27 protein-coding genes and 2 riboswitches are annotated in these 24,155 nt (G+C 61.5%); of the genes, 3 read left to right on the top strand and 24 right to left on the bottom strand.

The window, feature by feature from the left end; translation table 11 throughout:
* Positions 1-71 precede the first annotated feature (71 nt).
* The 6 genes from cobF to cbiE are packed head-to-tail and all read right to left on the bottom strand — an operon-like array spanning position 72 to position 5,251.
* Complete coding sequence (gene cobF, locus ACP15U_RS01300) at positions 72-821, bottom strand: precorrin-6A synthase (deacetylating) (RefSeq protein WP_425043312.1); 750 nt, start codon at positions 819-821, stop codon at positions 72-74.
* The gene (cobA, locus tag ACP15U_RS01305) at positions 814-1,554 is read right to left on the bottom strand and encodes a uroporphyrinogen-III C-methyltransferase (RefSeq protein WP_425043313.1); all 741 of its coding nucleotides are present in this window, start codon (positions 1,552-1,554) and stop codon (positions 814-816) included. Before cobA ends, cobF begins: the two co-directional genes overlap by 8 nt.
* On the bottom strand, positions 1,551-2,903 hold the full coding sequence (locus tag ACP15U_RS01310; RefSeq protein WP_425043314.1) for a cobyrinate a,c-diamide synthase: 1,353 nt from the start codon (positions 2,901-2,903) through the stop codon (positions 1,551-1,553). Before ACP15U_RS01310 ends, cobA begins: the two co-directional genes overlap by 4 nt.
* Positions 2,896-3,690: a precorrin-4 C(11)-methyltransferase gene (cobM, locus tag ACP15U_RS01315; protein WP_425043315.1), complete on the bottom strand. Its 795-nt coding sequence runs from the start codon at positions 3,688-3,690 to the stop codon at positions 2,896-2,898. The genes ACP15U_RS01310 and cobM overlap by 8 nt, the downstream gene beginning before the upstream one ends.
* Entirely contained in the window at positions 3,687-4,055 is a 369-nt protein-coding gene (locus ACP15U_RS01320; RefSeq protein ID WP_425043316.1) for a cobalamin biosynthesis protein, read from the bottom strand. The genes cobM and ACP15U_RS01320 overlap by 4 nt, the downstream gene beginning before the upstream one ends.
* Complete coding sequence (gene cbiE, locus ACP15U_RS01325; protein WP_425043317.1) at positions 4,052-5,251, bottom strand: precorrin-6y C5,15-methyltransferase (decarboxylating) subunit CbiE; 1,200 nt, start codon at positions 5,249-5,251, stop codon at positions 4,052-4,054. Before cbiE ends, ACP15U_RS01320 begins: the two co-directional genes overlap by 4 nt.
* On the opposite strand from cbiE, the gene ACP15U_RS01330 reads away from it, so the two are divergent.
* A complete protein-coding gene (locus ACP15U_RS01330; RefSeq protein ID WP_425043318.1) occupies positions 5,250-5,981 on the top strand; it encodes a cobalt-precorrin-6A reductase in 732 nt (243 codons plus the stop codon). The two genes, cbiE and ACP15U_RS01330, sit on opposite strands and share 2 nt — an antisense overlap.
* Here ACP15U_RS01330 and cobJ read toward each other — a convergent pair.
* From cobJ to ACP15U_RS01365, 7 genes are read right to left on the bottom strand one after another with little or no spacing between them, the layout of a single operon-like run.
* Positions 5,972-6,769, bottom strand: coding sequence for a precorrin-3B C(17)-methyltransferase (gene cobJ, locus ACP15U_RS01335; RefSeq protein ID WP_425043319.1), 798 nt, complete (start codon positions 6,767-6,769; stop codon positions 5,972-5,974). The two genes, ACP15U_RS01330 and cobJ, sit on opposite strands and share 10 nt — an antisense overlap.
* On the bottom strand, positions 6,766-7,494 hold the full coding sequence (locus ACP15U_RS01340; RefSeq protein WP_425043320.1) for a precorrin-2 C(20)-methyltransferase: 729 nt from the start codon (positions 7,492-7,494) through the stop codon (positions 6,766-6,768). The genes cobJ and ACP15U_RS01340 overlap by 4 nt, the downstream gene beginning before the upstream one ends.
* On the bottom strand, positions 7,491-8,120 hold the full coding sequence (locus ACP15U_RS01345) for a precorrin-8X methylmutase (RefSeq protein WP_425043321.1): 630 nt from the start codon (positions 8,118-8,120) through the stop codon (positions 7,491-7,493). Before ACP15U_RS01345 ends, ACP15U_RS01340 begins: the two co-directional genes overlap by 4 nt.
* Entirely contained in the window at positions 8,120-9,247 is a 1,128-nt protein-coding gene (locus tag ACP15U_RS01350; protein WP_425043322.1) for a cobalamin biosynthesis protein CobG, read from the bottom strand. Before ACP15U_RS01350 ends, ACP15U_RS01345 begins: the two co-directional genes overlap by 1 nt.
* Complete coding sequence (gene cobN / locus ACP15U_RS01355) at positions 9,244-12,540, bottom strand: cobaltochelatase subunit CobN (protein ID WP_425043323.1); 3,297 nt, start codon at positions 12,538-12,540, stop codon at positions 9,244-9,246. The genes ACP15U_RS01350 and cobN overlap by 4 nt, the downstream gene beginning before the upstream one ends.
* A gap of 14 nt (positions 12,541-12,554) precedes the next feature.
* Positions 12,555-13,610, bottom strand: a complete 1,056-nt coding sequence (gene cobW / locus ACP15U_RS01360; RefSeq protein WP_425043324.1) for a cobalamin biosynthesis protein CobW — start codon at positions 13,608-13,610, stop codon at positions 12,555-12,557.
* Positions 13,607-13,987, bottom strand: coding sequence for a DUF1636 family protein (locus ACP15U_RS01365; protein WP_425043325.1), 381 nt, complete (start codon positions 13,985-13,987; stop codon positions 13,607-13,609). Before ACP15U_RS01365 ends, cobW begins: the two co-directional genes overlap by 4 nt.
* An 88-nt stretch (positions 13,988-14,075) precedes the next feature.
* A riboswitch (cobalamin riboswitch) is annotated at positions 14,076-14,295 on the bottom strand.
* Between the two features lie 189 nt (positions 14,296-14,484).
* Here ACP15U_RS01365 and ACP15U_RS01370 point away from each other — a divergent pair.
* A complete protein-coding gene (locus ACP15U_RS01370; protein WP_425043326.1) occupies positions 14,485-14,619 on the top strand; it encodes a hypothetical protein in 135 nt (44 codons plus the stop codon).
* Positions 14,620-14,908: 289 nt separating this feature from the next.
* Entirely contained in the window at positions 14,909-15,835 is a 927-nt protein-coding gene (locus tag ACP15U_RS01375) for a fumarylacetoacetate hydrolase family protein (protein WP_425043327.1), read from the top strand.
* A gap of 36 nt (positions 15,836-15,871) precedes the next feature.
* Here ACP15U_RS01375 and ACP15U_RS01380 read toward each other — a convergent pair whose 3' ends face one another.
* The 11 genes from ACP15U_RS01380 to thiD all read right to left on the bottom strand — a co-directional run bounded on the left by ACP15U_RS01380 (position 15,872) and on the right by thiD (position 23,950).
* A complete protein-coding gene (locus ACP15U_RS01380) occupies positions 15,872-16,492 on the bottom strand; it encodes a TetR/AcrR family transcriptional regulator (RefSeq protein WP_425043328.1) in 621 nt (206 codons plus the stop codon).
* A 72-nt stretch (positions 16,493-16,564) separates the two neighbouring features.
* On the bottom strand, positions 16,565-17,308 hold the full coding sequence (locus ACP15U_RS01385; protein WP_425043329.1) for an ABC transporter permease: 744 nt from the start codon (positions 17,306-17,308) through the stop codon (positions 16,565-16,567).
* Positions 17,305-18,039, bottom strand: coding sequence for an ABC transporter ATP-binding protein (locus ACP15U_RS01390; RefSeq protein ID WP_425043330.1), 735 nt, complete (start codon positions 18,037-18,039; stop codon positions 17,305-17,307). Before ACP15U_RS01390 ends, ACP15U_RS01385 begins: the two co-directional genes overlap by 4 nt.
* Positions 18,036-18,716 (bottom strand): thiaminase II, encoded by a 681-nt coding sequence (tenA, locus tag ACP15U_RS01395; protein ID WP_425043331.1) that lies wholly within the window; start codon positions 18,714-18,716, stop codon positions 18,036-18,038. Before tenA ends, ACP15U_RS01390 begins: the two co-directional genes overlap by 4 nt.
* Positions 18,713-19,648 (bottom strand): ABC transporter substrate-binding protein, encoded by a 936-nt coding sequence (locus ACP15U_RS01400; protein WP_425043332.1) that lies wholly within the window; start codon positions 19,646-19,648, stop codon positions 18,713-18,715. Before ACP15U_RS01400 ends, tenA begins: the two co-directional genes overlap by 4 nt.
* 15 nt (positions 19,649-19,663) lie before the next feature.
* A complete protein-coding gene (locus ACP15U_RS01405; RefSeq protein WP_425043333.1) occupies positions 19,664-20,623 on the bottom strand; it encodes a HesA/MoeB/ThiF family protein in 960 nt (319 codons plus the stop codon).
* Positions 20,620-21,216, bottom strand: a complete 597-nt coding sequence (locus ACP15U_RS01410) for a thiamine phosphate synthase (protein ID WP_425043334.1) — start codon at positions 21,214-21,216, stop codon at positions 20,620-20,622. Before ACP15U_RS01410 ends, ACP15U_RS01405 begins: the two co-directional genes overlap by 4 nt.
* Positions 21,213-21,995, bottom strand: a complete 783-nt coding sequence (locus ACP15U_RS01415; protein ID WP_425043335.1) for a thiazole synthase — start codon at positions 21,993-21,995, stop codon at positions 21,213-21,215. Before ACP15U_RS01415 ends, ACP15U_RS01410 begins: the two co-directional genes overlap by 4 nt.
* A 2-nt stretch (positions 21,996-21,997) precedes the next feature.
* On the bottom strand, positions 21,998-22,192 hold the full coding sequence (thiS, locus tag ACP15U_RS01420; RefSeq protein WP_425043336.1) for a sulfur carrier protein ThiS: 195 nt from the start codon (positions 22,190-22,192) through the stop codon (positions 21,998-22,000).
* Positions 22,176-23,153, bottom strand: a complete 978-nt coding sequence (locus tag ACP15U_RS01425; RefSeq protein ID WP_425043337.1) for an FAD-dependent oxidoreductase — start codon at positions 23,151-23,153, stop codon at positions 22,176-22,178. The genes thiS and ACP15U_RS01425 overlap by 17 nt, the downstream gene beginning before the upstream one ends.
* Positions 23,150-23,950 carry a bifunctional hydroxymethylpyrimidine kinase/phosphomethylpyrimidine kinase gene (thiD, locus tag ACP15U_RS01430; protein WP_425043338.1) on the bottom strand — a complete coding sequence of 267 codons (801 nt, stop codon included), beginning with the start codon at positions 23,948-23,950 and terminating at the stop codon, positions 23,150-23,152. The genes ACP15U_RS01425 and thiD overlap by 4 nt, the downstream gene beginning before the upstream one ends.
* 52 nt (positions 23,951-24,002) lie before the next feature.
* A riboswitch (TPP riboswitch) is annotated at positions 24,003-24,116 on the bottom strand.
* Positions 24,117-24,155: the final 39 nt, after the last annotated feature.

The following is a 24,155-nucleotide window of genomic DNA, read 5'->3' on the forward strand; positions in this document are numbered from 1 at the left end:
GCCTTAACCGGCGAAACCGCAAGCTGGTGGTCTGGGCTCGAAACAGCATTTGTGGCTGCTGACTGTTCGCCTCAACTACGGTCTTTTCGTCGATGCAGCAGGTAGATGTCCATGATCCAGCCGTGATTGGCGCGTGCTGTTGCCCGTGTTTCGATAATCCTGTTGGCAACCTCGGTCAGAGGACCTTGGATGAGGATTTCTTCTTTCATGCCAACATAGGCCCCCCACCAGATGTCAAAGGAGGCCATGTCAAGGGATTGGAACGAGCAGTCACCGTCAAGCATGACCGCAGCCCTGTCCGCCAATGCAGGCCATCCGTTCTCGCGTAGACGGCGACCGGTGGTGACGACAAAAGGTGCCCCCAGATCGTTGACCGGTATTGCATGGGCTGCCGTCAGCGCTTGCAGGGCGGTGATGCCGGGGAATACCCGAATGGCAGGCACCGGATCCAGCCGGGCGGCGATACGCAACGAGCTGTCATAAAGGGATGGATCGCCCCAGATCAGCAGCGCCACGTTCCGGGCTTGGGGATGGGCCTCGATGGCATCCTGCCAACGTTTGGCAATCGCATCGTGCCACGCATCGACGCCGCGCAAGTATCCGCCCTCGGTTCGCCGCACGGGGATATCAAAATACGCAATGGTCGGCGGCGTTTTCGTCACCTGACCGATGATCATCTCGCGCAGGCCGGCAAGATCGGATTTGCCTTCGCCCTTTCGTGGTATCAGGATCAGGTCGGATTTGCGGATTGCCTCGGCCCCCTGAAACGTCAGGTGATCGGGGTTTCCGGTGCCGATACCGATAAGCGAGAGTTCAAACATCGCCTTCTCCGGTTTCCGGGTCGGCCAGCGGACCGTAGAGGATCAGCGCAGCGGCGGTTCCTACCTCGGCTTTCAACCGTTCGGACAACGCGCCGATCGTAGACCGATACAAAGTCTGTTCGGGCGTCGAGACAGCCTCGGCAAGCAAGGCCGGCGTATCCAGTGAAAGGCCGTGGGCATGCAGCGCCTCGACCAGTAGTGGGAATGTCCGTTTGCCCATGAATACAACCGAAGTTGCCCCGGGATCGGCCAGCGCAGGCAGGTTCAGATCCGGCGGCAGTTTTCCACTGACATCGTGGCCGGTGACAAACTGAACACGCCGCGCGGTCAACCTGCGGGTCAATGGGATGCCTGCAACCGCGGCAGCCGCGATTGCCGACGGGATTCCGGGGATTATCTCATAGTCGATCCCGGCCTTTTGCAGCGCGACCAGTTCCTCTTCGAGGCGCCCGAACAATCCACCGTCTCCGGACTTGAGCCGCACCACGCGGGCGCCGGTTTTTGCATAGTCGACCAGCAGCCGGCTCACGTGATCCTGTTTGGGCGACGGCCGGCCGGCGCGTTTGCCGACCCCGACAAGGTCGGCGTCGTCGCGTGCATGGGACAGGATCGGCCCTGAACTCAAATCGTCGAACAGAACTGCGTCGGCCCTGCCCAGCCGATCGGCCGCTTTGAGGGTCAGAAGTTCAGGATCACCCGGCCCGGACCCGACAAAGGAAACAAATCCACTCATGCCGCTTCCATTCTGCCGGCTTGGGCAATCAGATGGAAGAATGTGCCGGAAACATTGCCTCGCACCGAGCCGGTTTCCGGAACTTCGGCGCCTTCCGCATCCAGTACGCGGGCCAGCGGTGCATCAGGCTGGTCAAGGATCGAGCAATAGTGAAACTCATGTCCGCGCAGTTGATCGCCAGCGGAAAACCCGGGCATCCCGGACTCGAGATGGGCTTTTCGGTACCCGAGGTGAAACTTCCGTTTTTCGTAAGAGGTAACGAGGCTGAGCAACCCTGCCATCTGGTGCTGGGTGCCGTCCTTGTCGATCAGCGCAGCACCAAGGGTCATGTAACCGCCGCATTCTCCGTGCACCGGTCTGCTCTCGGCATGTCGGCGCAAACCGGTCAGGAAATTGTCAGCGGCGGCAAGTTTGCCGGCATGCAGCTCTGGATATCCTCCCGGCAACCAGACCAGATCGGCGTCTGCGGCAGGGGCTTCGTTGGCCAGAGGCGAAAACGGCAGGATCTCGGCACCCGACGCGCGCCACCCCTCCAGAAGATGGGGATAGGTAAAGGAAAACGCAGAATCTCGGGCCAGAGCAATCCTTTGAGCTGGCGGGCGCGGCAGCTCGTTTGCCGAGCGCCCGACAGAAGCGCCTGCCGATCGCGAAGCAGCCGCCGACCGGATTGCTGCCAGATCCACATGCTCTCGAAGGAAGGACGCATATCCCGAAATTGCTGCTTCGAGGTCGGGATGTTCGACCGCCTGTATCAGTCCCAGATGTCGCTCGGGCAAGGTCAGGTCCCCGCGCCGGGGCAGAACGCCAAGGACAGGCATCCCAGCGCGTTCCATGCCCAGGCGGGTCAGCCGTTCGTGGCGTGGGCTCGCGCACCGGTTCAGGATCACCCCGGCAAACGGAAGGTCTGGGTTGTACATGCGAAACCCCAGCGCCGTCGCCGCAGCCGATTGGGCCTGCCCCCCCACATCCAGCACGAGGATGACAGGCCATCCCATCCTTGCTGCGGTTTCGGCGCTGGTTCCATGCCCCTGTTCCCCCGGTTTGGCGACCCCGTCAAACAGGCCCATCGACCCTTCCGCTACCACGATGTCGGCGCCGCATGCCTGAGCCGAAATCGCCTCGAGCAGGCCGCCATCCATTGCCCAGGTGTCGACATTGAAAGAAGGCCGGCGCGCCGCCGCGAGGTGAAAGGCGGGATCGATGTAGTCGGGGCCGCTTTTGAAAGGCTGCACGGTCAGCCCGTCCTCGGCCAGGGCTCGCAGGAGCCCCAGCATGACGGTGGTTTTGCCCGTGCCCGAGGATGGGGCCGAAATCAGGATGCCGGGCGGGCTTGTCATCATCTCAGTCATCACCGGGGCTCCAGCTAGCCCACGGGCTGTCGGCGTTTTGAGGTCGGTATCTCCGGTCATAAGTGGCGGAATACAGACAACTTTCGTCAAATCCCTCACCGGCCAGCGCTGGGCCGACCATAATCAGCGCTGTTCGCGCAATGCCATCGTCCAACGCGTCTTTGAGTGTGGCCAGTGTGGCCCGGATGATCCGCTCATCCGGCCAGCTTGCACGGTAGACAACCGCAACCGGGCAATCGCTCCCGTAGGCCGGGGTGAGATCTGCAATCACCTTGTCGAGGTTTCCGATCGACAGATGAATGGCCAGCGTCGCACCGGTTCGGGCGAAACTTTCCAGTGTTTCACCTGCGGGCATCGAAGATGCGCGGCCGGGCGTTCGGGTCAGGACGACGGACTGGGCCAATCCCGGAAGGGTCAGTTCCGTACCCAGAGCGGCCGCCGCCGCCGCGAACGAAGGCACACCGGGCGTAACGCTGACAGGGATACCAATGGCCTTGAGGCGGCGGATCTGCTCGCCCATCGCGGACCAGACGGACAGATCACCCGAATGCAGACGTGCGATGTCGTGACCGGCCTCATGCGCGGATTTGATTTCGGCAATGATCTGGTCGAGGTCCATCGATGCTGTGTTCACCACCCGGGCTTCCTCGGGGCAGTGGGCGAGGATTTCCTCGGGAACCAGCGACCCGGCATAAAGACACACCGGACAGGCCGCGATGATATCGCGGCCACGCAGGGTCAGCAGGTCGGCGGCTCCTGGGCCGGCGCCAATGAAATGAACGGTCATGTCTGTCCTCCGATGGCAACCGCACAGGTGGCAAGGCGGTCGCTCGAGATGTGTCTTGGCGAAACCAGCCGGGCATCCGGCCCGGCGGCGGAAAGGGCGGCTGCCTCGGCAACACTGCCGGTGCCGCGCTCGGTCTGGCTGCGTTGCGATTGGCTGAGCGTTCTGGCCGAGGTCAGGGCATTGGTCGAAACCGGATGGATCGGCAGATGCAATTCGGCAGCAAGGGCGACCAGAGCCGGGTGATCGACTTTGTCGCTGGCGGTTGCCAGAGCGGTCACGAAATGATCGCCTGACGCCGAAAGGTAGACGTCGTGCAGGCTTTCCGAACTGGCCGATGAGGAAAATCCAAGACCTGCGACAATCATATTGTAACGCTCCACTGAACGACCGGATAGGCCGATTTCCAACCACGGCGCGGTCCCAGCGGGGCGGCCTGTGCCAGATCTATTCTGAGCAACGCGCCGCCCTTTTCCTCATGCCAGCGGGCAAGAAGGGCTTCGCTTTCAAGGGTTACCGCGTTGGCGACCAGCCGTGTTCTCGCAGGCAGGGTGCCAAACAGCCAGGTCAAAAGCGGTTCGCTGAGCCCGCCGCCAATGAAAACCGCATCTGGCAGCGGCAGATCGGCCAAGGCTTCCGGGGCGTTGCCACAGATCACTTCCAACCTGTCCTGCCCCAATTTACCAGCGTTGTGAATGATCCTCTCGGCCCGATCCGCGCGGGACTCGATTGCGGTGGCACCGAGGCTGGGGTCGCACATGAGCCACTCGATTCCAATAGAGCCCGAGCCGCCGCCGATATCCCACAGATGCTCGCCATGCCGCGGCGCTAGGGCAGACAGTGTCAGCGCCCGCACAGGCCGTTTTGTGATCTGCCCATCCGTTTCAAAGGCCGTATCCGGGCGGCCTGTTGCCAGTGGTAGAGCAGCCCCGTCACCGGCCACCCGAACCCCGACGCAGATCGGGTGGTTGAGCGTGTCGTTCAGCGCCTGCGCAACCGTCATCTTGCGAACCCGTTCACGCGGGCCGCCGAGTGCTTCCATCACTGTGATTTCGCTGCCCGCAAACCCGATATCCGCGAGGTATCGCGCCAGTTCCGGCACGGCGGCCCCGTCGCGCAGGAGCAGAATCGCCTGCATGCCCGGTGCCAAGTGGGGGCGCAGCCGGTTCAGCGGCGCGGCATGCAGGCCCATTGTCAGCGTCTTTTCCAGTGGCCAGCCAAGGCGGGCGGCGGCCAGCGAAAAGGTCGAAGGGCCGGGCAGGGCGATCCACTCCTCCGGTTCGAAATGCCGCGAAAGAACGGAACCCGCGCCGAACCAGAACGGATCTCCGGACACCAGCACAACCACGCGTTGCCCGCGCAATCCCTCCAGAATGGGCAGTCCTTCCCGGAAAGGAATCGGCCATTCGATCCGTTCTGCGCCCGTGTCCGGAACAAGTGACAGGTGACGTGGCGGTCCCATCACAATTTCGGCCCGGTCCAGAAGTTCACGGGTTGATGGCGCAAGGCCATCCGGTCCATCTTCACCCAGCCCGACCACGGTCAGCCACGGAGTTCTACCCATGCCACACCTCTTGATACTGGGAGGCACGACAGAAGCGAATGCGCTGTCCAGGGCAGTGGCAGAGGCAGGTCTGACGGCGACCTATTCCTACGCCGGGCGTGTGGATATGCCACGACCGCAGCCGCTGCCAACCCGTGTCGGCGGCTTCGGTGGCGTTGATGGGTTGTGCGGCTACATCCGCGACCACGAGATTACGCATCTTGTGGATGCAACCCACCCATTCGCCGCTCAGATGAGCCACAACGCCAAAGCCGCTTGTCTGGCGACGGGGATCGAACTTGCTGCGCTGACCCGCCCGGAATGGGACGAAGTCACAGGGGATCGATGGACGCGCGTGCCGGATGTTGCCGCGGCCGCCGCTGCCCTTTCCGGTCCGGCCCGGCGTGTTTTTCTTGCGGTGGGCCGCATGCATCTCGACGCGTTCGCCGTGCGGCCACAGCATCACTATCTGCTGCGCCTGGTCGATGAACCCGAAACCCTGCCATTGCCGGATGCCGAGGTCGTTGTGGCCCGTGGCCCGTTCTCGGTTGCGGGAGACCGGGCACTGATGCAGGCCCATAAAACGGATCTTGTTGTGTCTAAGAATGCCGGCGGTTCCGGGGCAAGGGCAAAGCTCGATGCTGCGCGGGAACTGGGCGTTGAGGTCATGATGATCGACCGCCCGACTATGCCGCCGCGCCTGGAACTGCGATCTTCTATCGAAGTTCTGGACTGGCTGGATCACGGGTGATCTCCTGCGGCAGGTTGAGGTTCGGCCGGGTCCGGAGTGAACCTTGGCGTATAGAGTATCGGGCCACGGTCGCAGGAAATTATTCGTGTTCGCGATGACCCGACGATGACCACGGTGCGCATGTCGGCCATGTCGGGGTGCGCATCTGACAAGGCTACGATGCGAAGCTCTTCCTGCGGCGTGGACACTCCCCGGGCAAAGAGGATCAGCCGATCCGGCTCGCATTCCTGTTGCAGGATCTCAAGGGTCTTAACGAAGCCTTCGGGCCGGGACTTTGATCGCGGATTGTAGAAGCCCATAGCAAAGTCGCCCTGCGCCGCGAGGCGCAGGCGCTTTTCGATCAGGGACCACGGTTTGAGGTTGTCGCTCAGGTTGATGGCGCAGAAATCGTGACCCAGCGGCGCTCCGGCCCGGGCCGAAGCCGCCAGCATCGCGGTGATACCGGGTAACACGTCGATCTGAAGATCGCGCCATTCGAGCGGGCCATTCTCAAGTGCTTCAAAAACCGCCGAGGCCATCGCAAAAACACCGGGATCGCCCGATGAGACCACAACCACACGCCTGCCTTCGGCTGCCATTTTCAGGGCGTGTCTTGAGCGATCAATCTCGACCCGGTTGTCGCTTGCGTGGAGTGTCAGGCCCGGCCGTTCGGAGATGCGCGCAACATAAGGGATATAACCTACTACATCCGTCGCCTCGCTCAGGGCTGCGCGAACCTCTGGTGTCACCAACAAATCGTCTCCGGGGCCAAGTCCCGCGATTTTTACCCAGCCGTGCGCGTCCTTCATGGTCTGCGTCCCTGTCCATGCACCAGAACGATGGAGAAATACGGCGTCGTGCCCTCGGGGGCGTCGGCCAGCTTTGTCACGCTCTGGTTCGGCATTTGTGCGAACTGAACCAGCCACGCGCGGTCATACAGCCCGGCGCTGCGCAACGCGCGCTTCACCTTGTCCATGTTGCGGCCGATTTTCATCACCACCAGCGCGTCGGTATCAGCCATACGCTGTGCAAGTTCGTCCTCGGGCAGCGTCGCCATCAACACGGTGAGCACATCGTCGCCCCATGTGATCGGATCGCCGGTTGCCGTCCATGCACCCGACATGCCGGTGATGGCGGGCACGACCTCGACCGGCGCATGCGTGCGGAGTCGTTCATAAAGATGCATGAACGAGCCATAAAAGAACGGGTCCCCTTCACACAGAACCACCACGTCTTCGCCGTTCTCCGAAAGGGATTTCAGATGCGCCGTGCACTCTTCGTAAAAGCTGGAGAGCAATGCGTTGTAGCGGGGATCACTGACAGGGATCTCAGTTGTGACCGGATACTCCATCGCGAACTCTACAGCGGTTGCCGGCAGCATGCCGTTCACGATCGTGCGCGCCCGCCCGGTCTTTCCGGCCTTGCGAAAGAACGCAACATGCTTGGCATTGCGAAGCAGTCGGTCGGCCTTGACGCTCATCAGGTCGGGGTCACCGGGGCCAAGCCCCACTCCATATACGGTTCCCATCTTCATTCTGCCCTGCTTGCAATGGCATTGATCGCCGCGACCGTAATTGCGCTGCCGCCCAGCCGGCCTTTGACAATGCAGCAGGGCACGGGCTGCGCCTCCCAGAGGGCGTCCTTGGATTCCACCGCGCCAACAAACCCCACAGGGCAGCCAATTATTGCGGCTGGGCGGGGGCAATCGGGGTCTTCAAGCATGTTGAGCAGATGAAACAGCGCCGTCGGAGCATTTCCGATTGCAACAACAGCCCCATCAAGATGCGGGCGCCAAAGCTCAAGCGCCGCGGCTGAACGGGTGTTGCCCATCTTTTCGGCCAACGGACGCACGTGCGTGTCATGCAACGTGCAGATCACGTCATTGTCGGCCGGCAGGCGAAACCGGGTCACACCCTCGGAAACCATGCGGGCGTCGCAAAGGATGGGGGCACCGTTTTCCAAGGCCGATCGCGCGGCCTGTACGAAGCCGGGGGAAAAGTGAACGAACTCTTCCAATCCGACCATACCGGCGGCGTGGATCATGCGAACCGCAACCTGTTCCTCGTTGGTATCGAACCGAGCCAAATCAGCTTCGCCCCGGATGGTGGCAAAGCTCTGCTTGTAGATCGCAGCGCCGTCGGTTTCGTATTCGTATGGCATCAGGAGAAGTCCATCTTCATGAGTGTTTCGGAAGTCAGGCCGCGTTGAAAGGGCTCATCCCCTGCGTGGCCGTTCTTGACAAGATCAAATCGCCCGTCGGAACCGACCAGAGTGACATCGGCCGGCCCCATGCGGGCACATCCCTTGGCGCAACCCGACACATGCAAAGAGCCGGAAGCGCGCGAAGCCAAAGTCCGCGCGATGGTGCGGGTTTCAACCTGAGCCTGAGGGCAAAAGGGCAGGCCGGGGCAAGCATCGGTGGTCAAAAGCGTTCCATCCTGGGCGGTCAAAAAATTGTCCGACGGCACAAAGTGCCCACCTTCGAGCAGGAACAACCGCCAAGGCGTGACCCTTAGCGCCGTTGCGCCGCTATCGGCGATCAGGGCCGCCAACGCCCTCGCGGGGAGTTGTCCAAACGCAGCCCCATAGATCGGTCCCAGAGAGCCAGAACCCGGATGCAGGCGTTGACCAGAAGGAACCGGGGCGCTGCCCTGCCATTCGGCAGGCAAGGTCAAATTGGACAGCAACCGACCCATTCGGCGGGCTTGAACAGTGTGGTTGTCGGCAAACCACCGCGCCAAGGCAATCAAACGGGGAATGGCTTCGGGCTCAGTTATCTCAACCCCGGTCTGGGACCCGTCAGCACGCAGGATCAGGCCGGATTGGCCGCGTTCCAGACGAATATCCGCTGAATCGTCGGCAAGTTGGCGTTCCGGGCCAGTGTCCACGGCGAAACCGAATTTGGCCGGCAGGTCCGGCATTGCGCCAAGCTGACCGATCAGGGTTGTAGCCAGCCGGGAGGTCAGGTCGCCGTCCCGGTAGAGTGGGGTGACCAGAATGTTGCGCTTCACTTCGATGCCGGGTTCGCGATCAACAAGCCCGAGTGCCGAAAGCTCGGCCAGGAGTATCGGATGTTCTGCCTCGGACACGCCGCGCAGTTGAAGGTTGCCGCGGTTCGTCAGGTCGAGTGTTCCGTTGCCGAAGCGGTCGGCCAGGTCGCACAGGCCCAGCGCCTGATCGGCGTTCAGCCGGGCCAGTCGCGGCCGAACCCTGACCACCAGACCGTCGCCCGACATCATCGGGCGGTGGGCGCCCGGGCACCATCCCTGAACAATCGGTTGCGTCATGCCGATCCCTCCATCCGGGCCCGGATCGAATTTCGGCGCGTTGTCCACAACCCGGACTCGTGAAGCGCGCGAAACCTGTCCATCATTGCCCTGTGGGCTTCTGGGTTGGCCTCAATCAGAAAGACGTCGATTTCTGAATTGCCCAGAGTGGCTTCGTGATAGAGGTCGAACAGATGCGATGCTACGGAACCGGAGAGGTGTGCGAACGTGGCCATATGCTCCAGCGTGGCGGCAATTTCTGCGGCGCCTCTAAAGCCATGCCTTTGCATGCCCGCTATCCAGCCGGGGTTCGCTGCGCGGGCATGGACAACGCGGGAAATTTCTTCGGACAGTGTTCTGGCGCGCGGATCTTCCGGGTTCGTGTTGTCCAGATGATAAAGCTGGGCCGAGCCGCCTGTGACCCGCTTGGCTGCAGCGAAACCGGCTTCGTGGGTGGCATAGTCGTTGGCAAGCAACAGGTCGCTTTCGACCAAATCCTGAAGATGAACGAAACTGTCTGCCCCGGCCACCCGGTCGCGGATCCCGTCGGGATCTCTTGCAGTGCTGTCACCCTCAAGCGCAAAGGCACTTGCATCGAGCCATGCCTGACCGGCAGCGGAACGGGCTTCTTCATTGTAAGTCTCGCCCAAATCTCCGATCGACAGCCCATAACTGCCGGGGGCAGGGCCATACACGCGAGGCGCGGCGGGTTTGCCGGCAAACGGGTTCCAATCCGGTGCCTCGTCGCGTTGGGACAGCGCCCGCACCGCCTGACCGAACAATTTGGACAGCGTCGGGAACACATCCCGGAACAGGCCGGAAACCCGCAAAGTCACGTCGAGCCTTGGGCGATCGAGGTCGGTGATCGGCAACACCTCGATGCCCGACACCCGTTCCGATCCCGTGTCCCAGACAGGTTTGACCCCAAGAAGGTGAAGCGCCATGGCGAATTCCTCGCCAGCGGTGCGCATCGTGGCGGAGCCCCAAAGGTCGACAATCAAACCGGTGGGATAGTCGCCTTCTTCCTGCAGGTGGCGTCGCACCAGTTCTTCGGCAAGCCGCACACCCTGCGCATAGGCCGCGCGCGTGGGAACAGATCGTGGGTCAGTCGTATAAAGATTGCGTCCTGTCGGAAGAACATCGCTACGACCTCGGTAGGGCGAGCCTGACGGACCAGCGGCGATCCGTCTGCCGGACATCGCATCAATCAGAGCCTGCCGCTCGGCCTGTGCCGAGGGCGCTGGATCGAAACTGCCGGTCACCTCAGGAACGCGGCCGAAAACGTGCAGGCCGTCACCGAACTGACTTTCCTTGATGTCGCAGACAAAGCGGTCAATTCGGGTGATCGCCTCGGCGGTGGAACTGGCGCCGTCGAGGCCCAGATCCTGCTCTAGCCCGATTGCCTGCGCTTCGTCGCGGATTTCGCCCTGCAACCGATCTCGGCGCCGCGGATCGAGCCCGTCAGCGTTCGAAAACTCGTCAAGCAGGGCTTCCAGCCGAACCATCCGGTCCGGTGTTTCACTTTGCTTAAGTGCAGGCGGGATATGGCCCAAAGTCACCGCGCCAATGCGGCGCTTGGCCTGCGCTGCCTCTCCGGGGTCGTTGACGATAAAGGGATAAATAACGGGCAAATCGGCCGCGAGGCTTTCCGGCCAGCACTCATTTGACAGTGCTGCGGATTTTCCCGGCAGCCATTCGAGTGTTCCATGGGCTCCGATATGAATGAGGGCGTCAACCTTCAGTTCGTGCCTGAGCCAGAGGTAGAACGCGACATATGCATGTCTGGGTGTTCGGCTGAGGTCGTGATAGTCATCATCGCGCTGATCCGGAACACCACGTTCCGGTTGCAGTGCAACAACTGCTTTGCCGCGCCGTACTGCGGAAAAATGGAAGGCAGATTGCGAAAATGCCGGATCATCTTCGGGTGATCCCCATTTACTTTGCAAATTTTGACGTAATTGCGGCGAAATCGAGGCAAGGGCTTGCCGGTAATGCTCGACGGGCCACCTGATCTCAGCGTGCTGCAACTCTTCGGAAATCGGCGTGCCGTTGGATATGTCGTAGCCTTCGCTTTGCAGATCCGTGAGGATGCTCTCTGCCGAGGCAAGGGCATCCAGCCCAACAGCATGCGCCATCTGCCACGTTTTCCCCGGGTAGGTGGACAGCACCAGAACAGGGTTTTTCTCAGAGTTGGGGCTGTCTGCCAGCCGGACCCAATGGCGAACCCGGTTGACCAGCGCGGCGATGCGGTCCGGGTCCGGGGTGTGCAGGGTTCGAGCGAATTGCAGATCCTCAAGGCGTTGTGCGGTCTCCTTGAAGGATATGACGGACCCGGTGATACGCCCGTCGACTTCGGGCAGGACCACATGCATCGCCAGATCGGTAGGTGACAGCCCACGCTCGGCTTCGGCCCAAGCTGCCCGGCCCGAGGTGGCGAGCATGGCCTGAAAGACCGGCACACCCGCCGCATCCAGCGGTGACGAACCGTCATCTCCCTTGCCGGAAAACGCGGTGGCATTCACGATGGCAGCCGGGGACAGGGCAACCGTCTGCTCCCTCAACCATGCGGCGGATGCCCGAGCCTTGAGCGAAGGTGCAAACAGCGCGACTGCGGCAAAACCAGCGTTCCGGAAAGCGTGCACCAGCGCGGCGATCGGCGCGGTGTCGGCAGCGGTCACGTAGGCACGATAGAAGGTGATGATAACGCGCGGCTTTTCCATGCCATCGAATGCAGCCTCGGCTGGGACAACGCCACGTTCCGGACACCAGGCGCCGCATTCCGGTATCGTCTTGGCACCCAGAACCGGCCCAGCATAGAGGCCGGTCGCCAATGCCATCTGCGCCAGCGCCGCCTGTGCAGCCACTTCGCCGCCGGTGTCGCACAGATGGGCCAGCCGCCTTAGCGTTGAGACCGGAAGCGTCGAGTAGGCGTCAAGCCGGGTGTCTTCCCTTCCATCTGCGGGCAGAACGGCAAGGGCCAAATCCTTTTCCTGAGCCAATGCAAGCACTTGCTGCAACCCGTAGGTCCAATAGGGCACGCCGCCAATCAGGCGGATCAGGATTCCCTTGGCGCCGGTCAGCGTCTGCTCGACATAGGTGTCTACGGAAAGCGGGTGCTTGAGCGCCGCCAGATTGGCGAGCCGAAGAGTCGGCATTTGCCCGTCGGGTCCGCCTCCGCGATGCCACCCGGCGGCGAAAGCACCGAGATCGCTGTCTGAAAAGGACAGCACCACCAGATCCGCTGGGCTTTGTCCCAGATCGGTTGGGGTCTCGGTTTCCTCCAGCCCGTGGCTCTCGCGGAAGACGACATGCATGCGGGGCGGTTCCCTTACTCGGCAGGCTCGGCAACACCGGCTAGGACACCGCCGATCGCCGCTTCGTCGATATCGTCATGTTCAGCGATTACGACAACCCTGCCAAGGCGGTTTTCATCCGGTTTCCATGGCCGGTCAAACTGGTGGCGCACCCGGGCGCCGACAGCCTGAACCAGAAGCCGCATCGGTTTTCCCTGCACCGCCGCATAGCCCTTGACCCGCAGGATGTTCATCTCGTTGGCCAGCCGTTCGATTTTGCCGACCAGTTCCGCCGGGTCGGAGAGTTCGGGCAAGTTGATAACGACGCTTTCGAAATCGTCGTGGTCATGGTCATGCGGTGCGTCGTGATGGCTGGGGCGGGCGTCCATGTCGTCTTCGGCCGCGGCTTCCAATCCCAACACCACTCGCACATCGACCTCGCCTTCAGCCACCTCGACGACCGGCAGCGGGCGCGGGGCTTCGGCGGCGATAACCTCCTTGGCCTTTGCCACACCGTCAGGCCCGGCCAGGTCAGGTTTGGTCAGCAAGATAATGTCGGCGCAGGAAATCTGATCTTCGAACACTTCGCTAAGTGGCGTTTCATGATCAATCGAGTCATCAGCCAAGCGCTGGGCATCCACTGCCGCCACGTTGGGTGCAAAGCGGCCTGCGGCAACGGCCTCGGCATCGGCCAGCGCAATGACGCCATCAACAGTGATCTTGGAACGGATATCGGGCCAGTCGAAGGCCTTGAGAAGCGGCTTCGGCAAGGCCAGACCGGAAGTTTCGATCAGGATGTGATCTGGCCGTGGGTCCAGCGCCATCAGTGCTTCGATGGTTGGAATGAAATCATCAGCAACGGTGCAGCAGATGCAGCCGTTGGCCAGTTCCATGATGTTTTCTGCTGGGCAATCGGGGATGGCGCAGCTTTTCAGGATTTCACCATCGACGCCCACATCGCCGAATTCGTTAACCACAACCGCCAGACGCTTGCCCTGCGGATTCTGCATCAGGTGACGGATCAGTGTTGTCTTTCCCGAGCCGAGAAAGCCGGTGATGACAGTGACGGGAAGTTTCTCCAAAGTGCTCATGGTCGGGCTCCAATCGGGGGGATGCGGGCAGCGCAGTTCTTGCGGAAATGGACGGGACGTTCACGCCATGGGACCAACCCGTCCTGTGTGGCATGATACTTCGAGGCGCCGTCAACGATTGTCTCGATGTCGTTTGCCTCGTGCAGGTTTTCATAAACAAAGGTCCAGCGCCCGGGGCCGCCACGCAGCACGATCGAACAGCCCTGATCGCAGTTCGACAGGCATTCAACGGGTTTAACCTTGATGCCTTCGGGCAACCCGGCACCTGAAAGAGCCTGATGCAGCAAAGCCCCCGGTCGCGGGGCATCTTCTTCCATCGGCAGGCCGCGTCGGCAGGTTGTGCAGACCAGCAGTTCGACCGGATCGGTCTCAGTCACGTCTCATCCCCCTTTGGGTCTGGGGGACGGGGTTAATGCGGGCCATGGTCCGAGACATCGGCCCGTCACCGGAACACCCCGCCCGGTTATCGGTCTTCGGTTGCTGGCAGGTCTCCCGGCTTGCGGATATCGGAGGGTCCCTGTTGAGGATCCTCCGGCGGCTGTCCCGCCTTCCCGGCCTTTTGGCCAGTGGCTTGGGCACCCTTTCCGGTCACGGTCGCGGGGGCGGCTGCACTTGGCGGGAGAGTTCCCGGTGGTGCATTCCCTTTTCATCCGATTTCTCGGACACCAGCGAACAGCGGAATGCGGCATGCCCGGCCACCTTGTCAAGCGCAACGGGCCTGAGCGGGTCAATGCGGAGGTACTTTGGCGGAAAAGCGACCTTGCAGGCGTCACCGGCGGCAACCGGGTGCCGCAGTCACCGAGGCGAGACGCTCGCGACGAATCTAGCGGCCACCCGAACGGCATTGATGCGCGACATCGCATAAGACCGCATCTTGGCTGATGGCGAGGCAGAGCTGAACTGGATCAGCCACATGCTCAGGCCGCACGGAATTGTAGTGGCGAATACACCGGCGGGAGACCACGAAGGCGAACCGGTCGATCTGATGAAAGGCTGCGGCATGGGGTAAAATGCGACGCTCTCCCTGACCGGAGGGGAGGACGGGTAACGGGAACAGGCGCTTGGAGCTGAGGCGCACCCATTCGGCTGACCGAGCGGAATGGGCAAAGCCCGATGGCCTTGCGATCATCTGCGAAGGTCACCACTCCTCGAAGGAAATCGGGTATTGTCACATGGAGAAGCTTTCGAATCTCGAAAGCCTGCCGCCTGCCGGATTCGAGATCTCCTGCTTCCCGTTCAAAATCAAGATGCCTCTCCCGGCATTGTCCGGGCAGCGGCCTTGTTCGAGGAGGAAGCCAATGCGACTTGGAACCGTGTGCTACGAAGGGCGCGAACATGTTGTTGCCGCTCTTAAGGATGGCCGTTTGCTCGATCTGCATCTTGCGGCTGAACTGGCAGGGGAAGACTGCGCCTGGTTCATCGACATGATGGCGGTGATCTACGCAGGGAATCCGGCGCTGGATCTGGCATCCGGTCTAATAGCGGATGCCTCGGATCGTTGTATTCTCGAGGAAGAAGAAATCACCTTCTGTCCGCCGCTCTTGCCGGTGCAGTTTCGTGATTGCCTGGCCTTTGAAACACATCTCAAGAACAGCTTTGCCGCTGCGGAAAAGATGACAGGGCGGCCCTTTGCAATTCCCGGCGTTTGGTTCGAGCAGCCGATCTATTACAAGGGCAATCGGCTTAGCTTTGTCGGCCACGGGCAGGATGTGATTTGGCCCGCATATGCCAGTTTTCTGGACATTGAATTGGAAATGGCCGTGGTCATCGGCAAGAAGGGCAAGAACATCAGGCCGGAGGAGGCCGAGAGCTTCATTTTTGGTTATACGATCCTGAACGATGTCTCGGCGCGAGACGCTCAGATGGCGGAAATGCCTGGCCAACTCGGTCCTGCAAAGGGCAAGGATTTCGATACCGGCAACGTTCTTGGCCCCTTTATCCTGACCGCGGACGAGGTCAGCCACCCGGTCGCCCTCGATATGGAGGCTCGGGTCAACGGCGAGCGCTGGGGAGGGGGCAACTCAAAAGAAATGCACCATGATTTCGGAAAGATTCTGGCCCATGTGTCAGCCTCCGAAACCCTTTATCCCGGTGAGGTAATCGGCTCCGGCACGGTTGGCACCGGCTGCGGTCTTGAGATTGGCAAGCGGCTTTCACCCGGGGACCACTTTGAGCTGGAGATCGAAAAGATCGGGGTGCTGGCCAACCGGATTGTGAAAGAGTGACCTCGAAGACTTGGGATCAGAAAGCGTGGCGCGTCTTCACTCTGTCAGATGCCGGGACATGAAACGTCCGACTTCGCTCTCGCTCGGACGCTGCCCGGTAAAGACCTCTACAAAATCCGGCATCTGCGCCAGCCTCTGCCAACGGCTCTCCTGAACAGGCATCGAGAGGTGCCCGATCTGCGTGTAAAGAACGGTCATCGTTCGAATCTTCGCCTCATTCTCGGAATACCCGTGATGCACGAACATCCGTTCGATCGCTTCTTTACGAGCAGCGTCGGCTGCGTTCAGCTGGACTTGCAGCTTGGGATCCGTGCGCGCCCAATTGCGGATCGCAAGGTCCAGCCGCGAATCGAACAAATCATCATCCAGCCAACAGTCAAACAGGTTGAACATCGCTTCGCAGATGGTCTCGGCATAGGCGTCGGCGCGTTGGGCAAGATTGCCCGTGTTCTTTTCCTCCCAGCGCGCAACCAATGCGTCCAGCAACGCGTCACGATCCTCAAAATGCCAATAGAAGCTGGTTCGGCTCAGCCCCAGATTGCGTGCCAGCGGCATCACCCGCACAGCCTCGACGCCGCCACCGCAGAGCAGGTCGCTTGCACCTTCAAGCCAGAGGGTTTCCGAGCCACGGGGTTTTGCAAGGGTCTTGTTTGTCATCCGTGCCAACTAGCATTGCCGATCAGGGGTCACAATATCCTGACAGTTGTGTCGGGTAGATTGACAGCTTCGTCAACGCTGGCCTGTGGCTCGGCGAACCAGATAACCCGTTGCCCAGTTGGCCGCCACGTAGAGCAACACTGAAAACAGTCCGAGTGTCAGCATCGCGGCAAACATCAGGTCTGTTTTTGCGCGGCCGTTTGCCAGCAGCATCAGGTAGCCGAGACCCGACGAAGATCCGACCCACTCGCCGATCACCGCACCGATCGGGGCATAGACGGCAGCAAGTTTCAGACCCGATGCCAACGAGGGCAGCGCAGCGGGTACGCGGATTTGCCAAAGGATAGCGCGTGGGTTTGCCTGCATGGAGCGTGCGAGATCCAGATATCCCTGTGGCGTTCGGACCAGACCGTCAAAGAAAGCCGTCGTGACCGGAAAGAAAATGATCAGAACCGCCATGGCCACTTTGGAACCCAGACCGTATCCCAGCCATAGTGTCAGTATCGGAGCGAGGGCAAAAACCGGCAGCGCCTGCGAAAACACCAGCAGGGGCTGCAGGATCACCCGCGCGGATTTTGACAGTGCAAGCAGCAGGGCCGTGATCATGCCCAGGCCGGCGCCGACCAAAAGGCCCAAGGCAACTTCGATCGCCGTTACAGCTGTATGTTCGGCAATCAACCATCGGTTCTGCCACCAAGTCTCGGCCACACGGCCGGGTCCGGGCAGAATGAAACTGGGGAAATCGGTCAGCCAAACCGCAGCCTGCCAGACCGCCAGAGCAAAAACGGTTGCGATCAGGGCATGAGGCGCTCTCATATTGCACCTCCCGACATCAGTTGTTTCAGAAGCGTCCCTTGCAGGTGCAAGGTTTCCTCATCATCGACATTTCGGGGCGGCATCGCTGAGGGTGCGGAAATGTGGGTCAGCCCGCCGGGTCGCATCACTGCGATATGATGGCCAAGCCGGGCGGCCTCTGCCGGGTCATGCGTGACGAGCAAGACGGTTCGTCCGGTTAGCAGTTCAGCGGCCAGCCCCTGCATGTCGGCGCGGGTGGCCGCATCCAGTGCAGAAAAGGGCTCATCCAGCAGAATGATCTCCTTGTCCTCCATCAGCGTTCGGGCCAAAGCGACTCTTTGGCGCTGACCGCCCGACAATTGGCTTGGGGTCTTGTTTGCGTGGGCAGCCAGTCCGACACGGTGCAGCATGCGGTCCCGCCGGGCAGGATCCGAGAGCTCGCCCCGCAATCGGGCGCCCAAGGCGACGTTTTCGGCGACAGTGGCCCAGGGCAGAAGCAAGTCGTCCTGCGCCATATAGGCCACCCGGCCGGTTGCAGGCGCGCCGTCGCTGGCGGCAATCGTTCCCGAGAACTCCGCCCCGGTGGGAAGTTCGGCAATCAGACGAAGTAAGGTCGACTTTCCGACACCGGACCCTCCGAGGAGACATGTCCAGCCGCCGGGCACAAGGTCCAGCCGCAGGGGCGCAAAGAGGGTGTCGCCAGACAGGCTGGCGCTCCCCTCGATTGTCAGCCCCGGGCTGGCGCGGGTCACGGGGTCAGCCCCATATCCCAGAACCCGACTTCCAGACGGGTCGCGGTGGCAAACCGATCGCACAGGGACTGCCAGCGAGGCAGGCTGGCATAGTCCGCGCCCAATCGCCGTTCCAGTGCGTCGTCCAGCAGCTCGCCAACGGCAATACAGCTTTGCTGGTAATCCTCGCCGGCATAGGTTTCGATCCAGGCACGGTAGGTCTCGCTGCTGGCCTCTTGCGCCAGCCGGGTTCCGATTTCGCCATAACCCATCACACAGGGGGCCAATGCGGCCAACAGGTCCAGCAGGTCACCTGAATACCCGGACTCGAGTACATACCGCGTGTAGGCAAGGTTGCCCGCGCGTTCCGGTGTGGCGAAGAGGTCGGCCTCGGAAATGCCGGCCTCGGCGCAGATCGAGACATGCAACTGCAACTCATGGTTAACCAGTGCGTCGACGGTTGCTGCGGCCGTGGCCATTTCCTGCGGGGTCTCTGATTTTGTCACCGCCAATGCCCATGCACGGGCGAAATGGATCAGGAATACATAGTCTTGCCTGAGGTAGTGCAGGAATGCCTCGCGTGACAACCCGCCGTCGCTCAATCCCTGCACAAACGCATGCCGGGTGTAGTCCCGCCAGCTTTGACCTGCCGCATCGCGCAGCAGGCCAAAGGCGCGGCCATAGTCGGTCGCGCTCATTTCGCGTTCACATCAATGGCCAGATCCGAGACCGGCAATGTGCTGTCGATCAGGCCCGATTCCATCAGGAAGGTTTCGAACCGCACATAACGTCCGGCATCCAGCGCCGCCGGACGGATGGCAAAGCGCGGCAGCGTATCGACCCATGCGCGTGCGTTAAGCTCGTCCTGCAGTTCCGGCGCGGTTGCCGAGAAGATTTCCCAGCTGGCTTCGGGGTTGTTGATGATAAACTGGGTTGCCTTTTCCGTAGCGGCCAGAAAGCGCGATACCTTGTCGGCGTCGAGAGCGTCCGACTTGGCCACATAGATCAGCTCGTCGTAGGACGGCACGCCTTCTTCCTCGATGTAGAAACAACGCCCCTCGACGCCTTCGATATCCATCTGGTTCAGTTCGAAGTTTCGGTAGGCTCCGATAACGGCGTCGACCTGCCCGGACATCAGAGAAGGAGAGAGCGAGAAGTTGACGTTGACCATCTCGATCTCATCCAGCGCAACGCCGTAGGATCCCAGCACCGCGCCCAAAACGGCCTCCTCGACACCGGCAACGGAGAAGCCGATCTTGCGGTCCTTAAGGTCGGCGGGGGTTTCGATCGGCCCGTCTTTCAAAACCAGAAGGCAGTTCAGCGGGGTTGCGACCAAGGTCCCGACGCGGGTTAGCGGCAGCCCTTCGTGAACTTGCAGGTGCAGCTGGGGCTGGTAGGATACCGCCAGATCCGCCTGACCGGCAGCAACCAGCCGTGGCGGTGCCGACGGATCGGCAGGGGCAACGATTTCGACCTCCAGATCCTGTTCTGCGAAATAGCCTTTTTCCTGCGCCACGATGATCGGGCCGTGGTCAGGATTCACGAACCAGTCGAGCAGAACGGTCATCTGGTCGGCTGCCATTGCCGGTGTCGAAACCAGAAGGGCAAGGGAGGTCATCAGCTTCTTCATTTTTCGTTTCCTTTGTCATGAAGTGGCAGCCGCGACGAGAACGATCTCGCCGGGCCAATCGGGGTGTATCTGTTCGGCCAGCCGCCAGGACCGCAATCCGCTGGCGCAACAGAGCGCGAGCCGGCGATCCGGACGTGGCAGGTTCTCACCGACATCCTGCGGACGCATCCGGAGCGCACGCGGATCTGCGGGGATCGGCGCTTCGTCCGTATCGCGCAACTCGATGATCAGATCTTCGTCGCTTAGCTGCGAGGGGGCTGCGAAGCAAAAGCCCGTGTTCGGCTCCGGTGCCGTGTCGAACCGGAAAGAGGAGAACCGGTAGCTGCCTGCGTCGAGTTGCACCAACTGTCCCAGCGGCGACGGGTCCTGCATGGTCAGAGCGGCAAGGGCCATTTGTGCCTGCATTGCGCCGATCATGCCGACCACGGGGCCGAGCACTCCGGCCGTCGCGCAGCTTGCGCCGCTATCGGGGGCGTCGGGAAAAACCGCGCGCAGCGATGGCGCGCCGCCGCAGAACCCGCCGACATAGCCGGACACACCCAGGACCGATGCGGAAATCAGCGGTTTGCGGGCCGCACGGCAAAAATCGCTCAGCGTGTAGCTGGCCGCATAGCTGTCGGCGCAGTCCAGCACCAGATCCGCGTCAGCTATCAAGGCCGGGGCATTATCCGGGGTCAGGGCTTTGGTGATCTCTCGCACGGAAATCGCAGAGTTTCGAGCGGTGCAGGCCTGCGCAGCGGCCTGCGCTTTGAGCAGACCCATATCAGCTTCGGTGAAGAGGGTCTGGCGATGCAGATTGCTTGTTTCGACGATATCGGGATCAATTATGGTGATTTCGCCGATCCCGGCGCCGGCCAGCAGCGGCAATGTCGGGGCCGCAAGACCACCGGCTCCGACGACAAGAACTCGTGCGTCCGCCAGCCGGGCCTGCGCGGTCGCTCCCAATACCATTTCCTGCCGGGCATACCGGGTCATCCGCAGACCTCGACCCATTGCCGAACCCGGACCTCGGGATCTTCGTTGAGCGTGATGTCGGTCACTGCTGAAACGATATCTGCCCCGGCCTGCAGAACGCCGGGTGCCCGCTCGACGCTCATCCCACCGATGCCGACCAGCGGAATGTTTCCAATCCTGGATTTCCATTCGGCGACCCGAGGCAATCCTTGCTGGTACCACTTCATCTGTTTCAGAATGGTCGGGTACACCGGGCCCAGAGCAACGTAGTCGGGTTTCATGGCAAGAACCCGTTCCAGCTCGTCGTCGTCATGGGTGGACACGCCCAGCTTCAGGCCTGCGGCACGGATCGCCTTCAGGTCGGCCTCGTCCAGATCCTCCTGCCCGAGATGAACCCAGTCGCATCCTGCGTCAATCGCGATTTCCCAGTAATCGTTTACTACGAGAATGGCGCCATTCGCGGCGCAGAAGTCTCGCGCGGTCTCGATCTGCCGGCGGACGTGGTCCTCCGGTTGATCCTTGATCCGCAGCTGAACAAGTTTCACGCCCAGCGGCAGCATCCTCTCTAGCCATTTGCAGTCATCGAAGATCGGATAAAAGCGCGGCAGTGTCATGACAGGAAAGCCTTTCCGATGACCGGAGTGGACGCGTGGGCCATGTCGCGCGGTTCGATCGGGTCGGCCTGTTGCGCCAGGGTGCCGGCCTCGACGGCAAGCGCCATGGCGCGGGCCATTTGCACCGGGTCGCCAGCTCGGGCGACCGCCGTGTTGAGCAATACCGCGTCATAGCCCAGTTCCAGCGCATGCGCAGCGTGGCTGGGCAGCCCAATGCCGGCATCGACAACCAGCGGCACGTCCGGAAACTCGGCCCGCATTGCCCGCAGAGCATATTCGTTGTTGAGGCCCCGCCCAGATCCGATCGGCGCACCCCACGGCATCAGCACTTCGCACCCTGCCGCCAGAAGCCGTTCGCCCACGATCAGGTCTTCGGTCGTGTAGGGAAACACGTCGAAACCATCTTCGGACAGGATTCGTGCGGCTTCGACCAGTTGGAACACGTCCGGTTGCAAGCTGTCGGTGTGACCGATCAGTTCCAGCTTGATCCATTTCGTGTCAAACACCTCGCGCGCCATGTGCGCCGTGGTCACAGCCTCCTTGACGGTGTGGCATCCGGCGGTGTTCGGAAGGATCAGAACTCCGAGCTCCCGGATCATGTCCCAGAATGTCTGACCGGCACCTCCTGCGCCTTCTCGGCGCAGAGATACAGTGGCCACGCCGGCGCCGCTCTCGCGGAATGCCTGCTCTAGAATGGCAGGGCTGGGGTATTGGGCCGTGCCTAGCATGAGCGGATTCGGAAGCGCAGTTCCGTAAAACGTTTTGCTGTCCTGCTGCATTTTCACCCTCCCTGCATAGGGGCCAGCACCTCGACCCGGTCGCCATCTTGCAGGCGATGCGCTATGCGCAGGGACGAGGGGACAAATTCTTCGTTCACCGCCGTGGCAACCCGGCCGGAAAATCCGCATTCTTCGAGCAGACCCGACAGCGTTTCCGATGCAACCTCTCGCGGTTCTCCGTTAAGCACGATCTTCATCGACCATCTCCGAGTGTTTTCCGTTCAGCGCCAGATCGGCCACGCCCTGTGCCAGCGCCGGGGCAAGAAGGTAGCCGTGGCGATAAAGCCCGTTGGCATAGATTGTCCGACCCAGACGCCGGATCCGAGGCAGGTTGTCGGCAAAAGCGGGGCGCAAGTCGACGCCGATCTCGATCACCTCTGCCTCGCCAAAGGCCGGGTTGAGGGCATAGGCGGCGCTGAGCAACTCGAGCATCGACCGGGCGGTAATGCGACCGCTGTCTTCGCTTTCGATCATGGTCGCGCCCAACATGTAGATCCCATCGCCGCGCGGTACGATATAAAGCGGCATGCGTGGATGCAGAAGGCGGACCGGACGGGTCAAGGTTACATCCGGGCAGCGTATAACCAGCATTTCGCCTTTCACCCCGCGCAGGTCATACAGCAGGTCGCGGGCATGCAGCCCCCGACAGTCGATGGCATTTTCAAGCTGCGCCGGGGCAAGTCTGCTGTGGAAGACAACGCCTTTTCCCAACAGGTCGCGATACAGGTCCTGCATCGCGCGGCGGGGATCCAGATGAGCTTCTCCTGCAAAGTAGAGACCTGATCCGAACTCATGCAGATCCGGTTCCATCCGGGAGATTGCGGCCTGATCCACATGTTCAAACCCTTCGGTACGCCGGGAAAAACGGCGCAAGTCGGGAAGGTCGCGGGTGTTGGCCACCACAAGGGTTCCCGCATGTGTGACCTGCGTTCGCTTTGACCACCAGTCGATGGCTTGCTGTCCCAGACGCAGCACAGGTTCTTCGGCGTTTTCAAACTCACACCACGGGGCGAGCATGCCGCCGGCCCACCAGGAACACCCGTGCGGGCCGGGTGGTCCACCGGGGTCGTATACCTCGACCGTGGCCCCGCGTGCGACAAGCTCGGTCGCAACGCAGAGCCCGGCCACGCCGGCCCCTATGACGGAATACTGGGTCACGCAGCCCACCACGGGTGGAAATGATGAACGGGGCCATGCCCATGCCCGACCTGCAATCCGTCGGCCTGCTTTATGGCGTCCTGAAGATAGGAATGCGCTCGGGTGACGGCGTCAGCCAGCCCATACCCCTTGGCCAGACCAGCTGCGACGGAGGATGACAGCGTGCAGCCGGTGCCATGGGTGTTCGCGGTCTTTTGACGAGGCGCCGACAGGGTAAGGGGCGCGCCTTCATGCAAAAGCAGATCGTGGCAGATGTCGCCTGCACCGTGTCCGCCCTTCATGAGAACCGCATTTGCCCCCAATGCCCGCAACGCATCGCCCTGACGGAGCATGTCCTCGTTTCCGGCCGCCTGAGCGCTTTCAAGCAGGGTTGCGGCTTCGGGCAGGTTAGGGGTCAAAAGTGTAGCGCGGGGCAGCAAGCTGTCTCGCAAGGCCGAAACGGCGTCCGATGCAAGCAAGGCATCGCCAGACTTTGCCACCATGACAGGATCGAGAACAATCGGCCCCTGATAACCGAACAAAGCCTCGGATACCGTCCCGATAATCTCGGGTGTGGCGAGCATCCCGATCTTGATGGCTTTGACGTCAAGATCACTCAGAACCGCGTCAATTTGAGCAGCAATCACGTCAAGCGGGATGCCATGAACTGCGGTTACTGCCTGCGTGTTCTGTGCGGTCACAGCTGTGATGACGCTGGCACCGTAGACGCCCAAGGCGGAGAAAGCCTTGAGATCGGCCTGAATGCCGGCGCCCCCGCCGCTGTCTGAGCCGGCTATGGTCAATGCAATGGCCGCCATGATCTGCCGCCCTTTCAATTTTGGGGGCAATCGGGACGGTTTCAGGTCAGTCTTGAGTGTCTTGACCGTTCCCTCCGCCGGTATTGCCCGGATCAGGTTCGATGGGTTAGTGCTTGCGCACCTCTCAGCCCCGTCAATTCTCTCAGGGGCACCCCAACGGTAATTGGCCGTGTTTTTGGTCACGCGGGGCATGTGAGTCAAGCAG

Origin of the sequence: Primorskyibacter sp. S87 (genome assembly GCF_049801055.1) — a bacterium.
In the GTDB taxonomy this organism is placed as follows: domain Bacteria; phylum Pseudomonadota; class Alphaproteobacteria; order Rhodobacterales; family Rhodobacteraceae; genus JBNAGF01.

Excerpts from the sequence above, each read along its gene's own strand:
- cobA (WP_425043313.1), bottom strand. The coding sequence starts at position 1,554 with ATGAGTGGATTTGTTTCCTTTGTCGGGTCCGGGCCGGGTGATCCTGAA.
- ACP15U_RS01340 (WP_425043320.1), bottom strand. The coding sequence starts at position 7,494 with ATGAAGATGGGAACCGTATATGGAGTGGGGCTTGGCCCCGGTGACCCC.
- cobF (WP_425043312.1), bottom strand. The coding sequence starts at position 821 with ATGTTTGAACTCTCGCTTATCGGTATCGGCACCGGAAACCCCGATCAC.
- thiD (WP_425043338.1), bottom strand. The coding sequence starts at position 23,950 with ATGGCGGCCATTGCATTGACCATAGCCGGCTCAGACAGCGGCGGGGGC.
- ACP15U_RS01320 (WP_425043316.1), bottom strand. The coding sequence starts at position 4,055 with ATGATTGTCGCAGGTCTTGGATTTTCCTCATCGGCCAGTTCGGAAAGC.
- ACP15U_RS01415 (WP_425043335.1), bottom strand. The coding sequence starts at position 21,995 with ATGCAGCAGGACAGCAAAACGTTTTACGGAACTGCGCTTCCGAATCCG.
- ACP15U_RS01410 (WP_425043334.1), bottom strand. The coding sequence starts at position 21,216 with ATGACACTGCCGCGCTTTTATCCGATCTTCGATGACTGCAAATGGCTA.
- ACP15U_RS01310 (WP_425043314.1), bottom strand. The coding sequence starts at position 2,903 with ATGACTGAGATGATGACAAGCCCGCCCGGCATCCTGATTTCGGCCCCA.
- ACP15U_RS01400 (WP_425043332.1), bottom strand. The coding sequence starts at position 19,648 with ATGAAGAAGCTGATGACCTCCCTTGCCCTTCTGGTTTCGACACCGGCA.
- tenA (WP_425043331.1), bottom strand. The coding sequence starts at position 18,716 with ATGAGCGCGACCGACTATGGCCGCGCCTTTGGCCTGCTGCGCGATGCG.
- cobJ (WP_425043319.1), bottom strand. The coding sequence starts at position 6,769 with ATGAAGGACGCGCACGGCTGGGTAAAAATCGCGGGACTTGGCCCCGGA.
- ACP15U_RS01375 (WP_425043327.1), top strand. The coding sequence starts at position 14,909 with ATGCGACTTGGAACCGTGTGCTACGAAGGGCGCGAACATGTTGTTGCC.
- ACP15U_RS01330 (WP_425043318.1), top strand. The coding sequence starts at position 5,250 with ATGCCACACCTCTTGATACTGGGAGGCACGACAGAAGCGAATGCGCTG.
- ACP15U_RS01345 (WP_425043321.1), bottom strand. The coding sequence starts at position 8,120 with ATGCCATACGAATACGAAACCGACGGCGCTGCGATCTACAAGCAGAGC.
- thiS (WP_425043336.1), bottom strand. The coding sequence starts at position 22,192 with ATGAAGATCGTGCTTAACGGAGAACCGCGAGAGGTTGCATCGGAAACG.
- cobN (WP_425043323.1), bottom strand. The coding sequence starts at position 12,540 with ATGCATGTCGTCTTCCGCGAGAGCCACGGGCTGGAGGAAACCGAGACC.
- ACP15U_RS01385 (WP_425043329.1), bottom strand. The coding sequence starts at position 17,308 with ATGAGAGCGCCTCATGCCCTGATCGCAACCGTTTTTGCTCTGGCGGTC.
- ACP15U_RS01405 (WP_425043333.1), bottom strand. The coding sequence starts at position 20,623 with ATGACCCGGTATGCCCGGCAGGAAATGGTATTGGGAGCGACCGCGCAG.
- cobM (WP_425043315.1), bottom strand. The coding sequence starts at position 3,690 with ATGACCGTTCATTTCATTGGCGCCGGCCCAGGAGCCGCCGACCTGCTG.
- ACP15U_RS01380 (WP_425043328.1), bottom strand. The coding sequence starts at position 16,492 with ATGACAAACAAGACCCTTGCAAAACCCCGTGGCTCGGAAACCCTCTGG.
- cbiE (WP_425043317.1), bottom strand. The coding sequence starts at position 5,251 with ATGGGTAGAACTCCGTGGCTGACCGTGGTCGGGCTGGGTGAAGATGGA.
- cobW (WP_425043324.1), bottom strand. The coding sequence starts at position 13,610 with ATGAGCACTTTGGAGAAACTTCCCGTCACTGTCATCACCGGCTTTCTC.
- ACP15U_RS01350 (WP_425043322.1), bottom strand. The coding sequence starts at position 9,247 with ATGACGCAACCGATTGTTCAGGGATGGTGCCCGGGCGCCCACCGCCCG.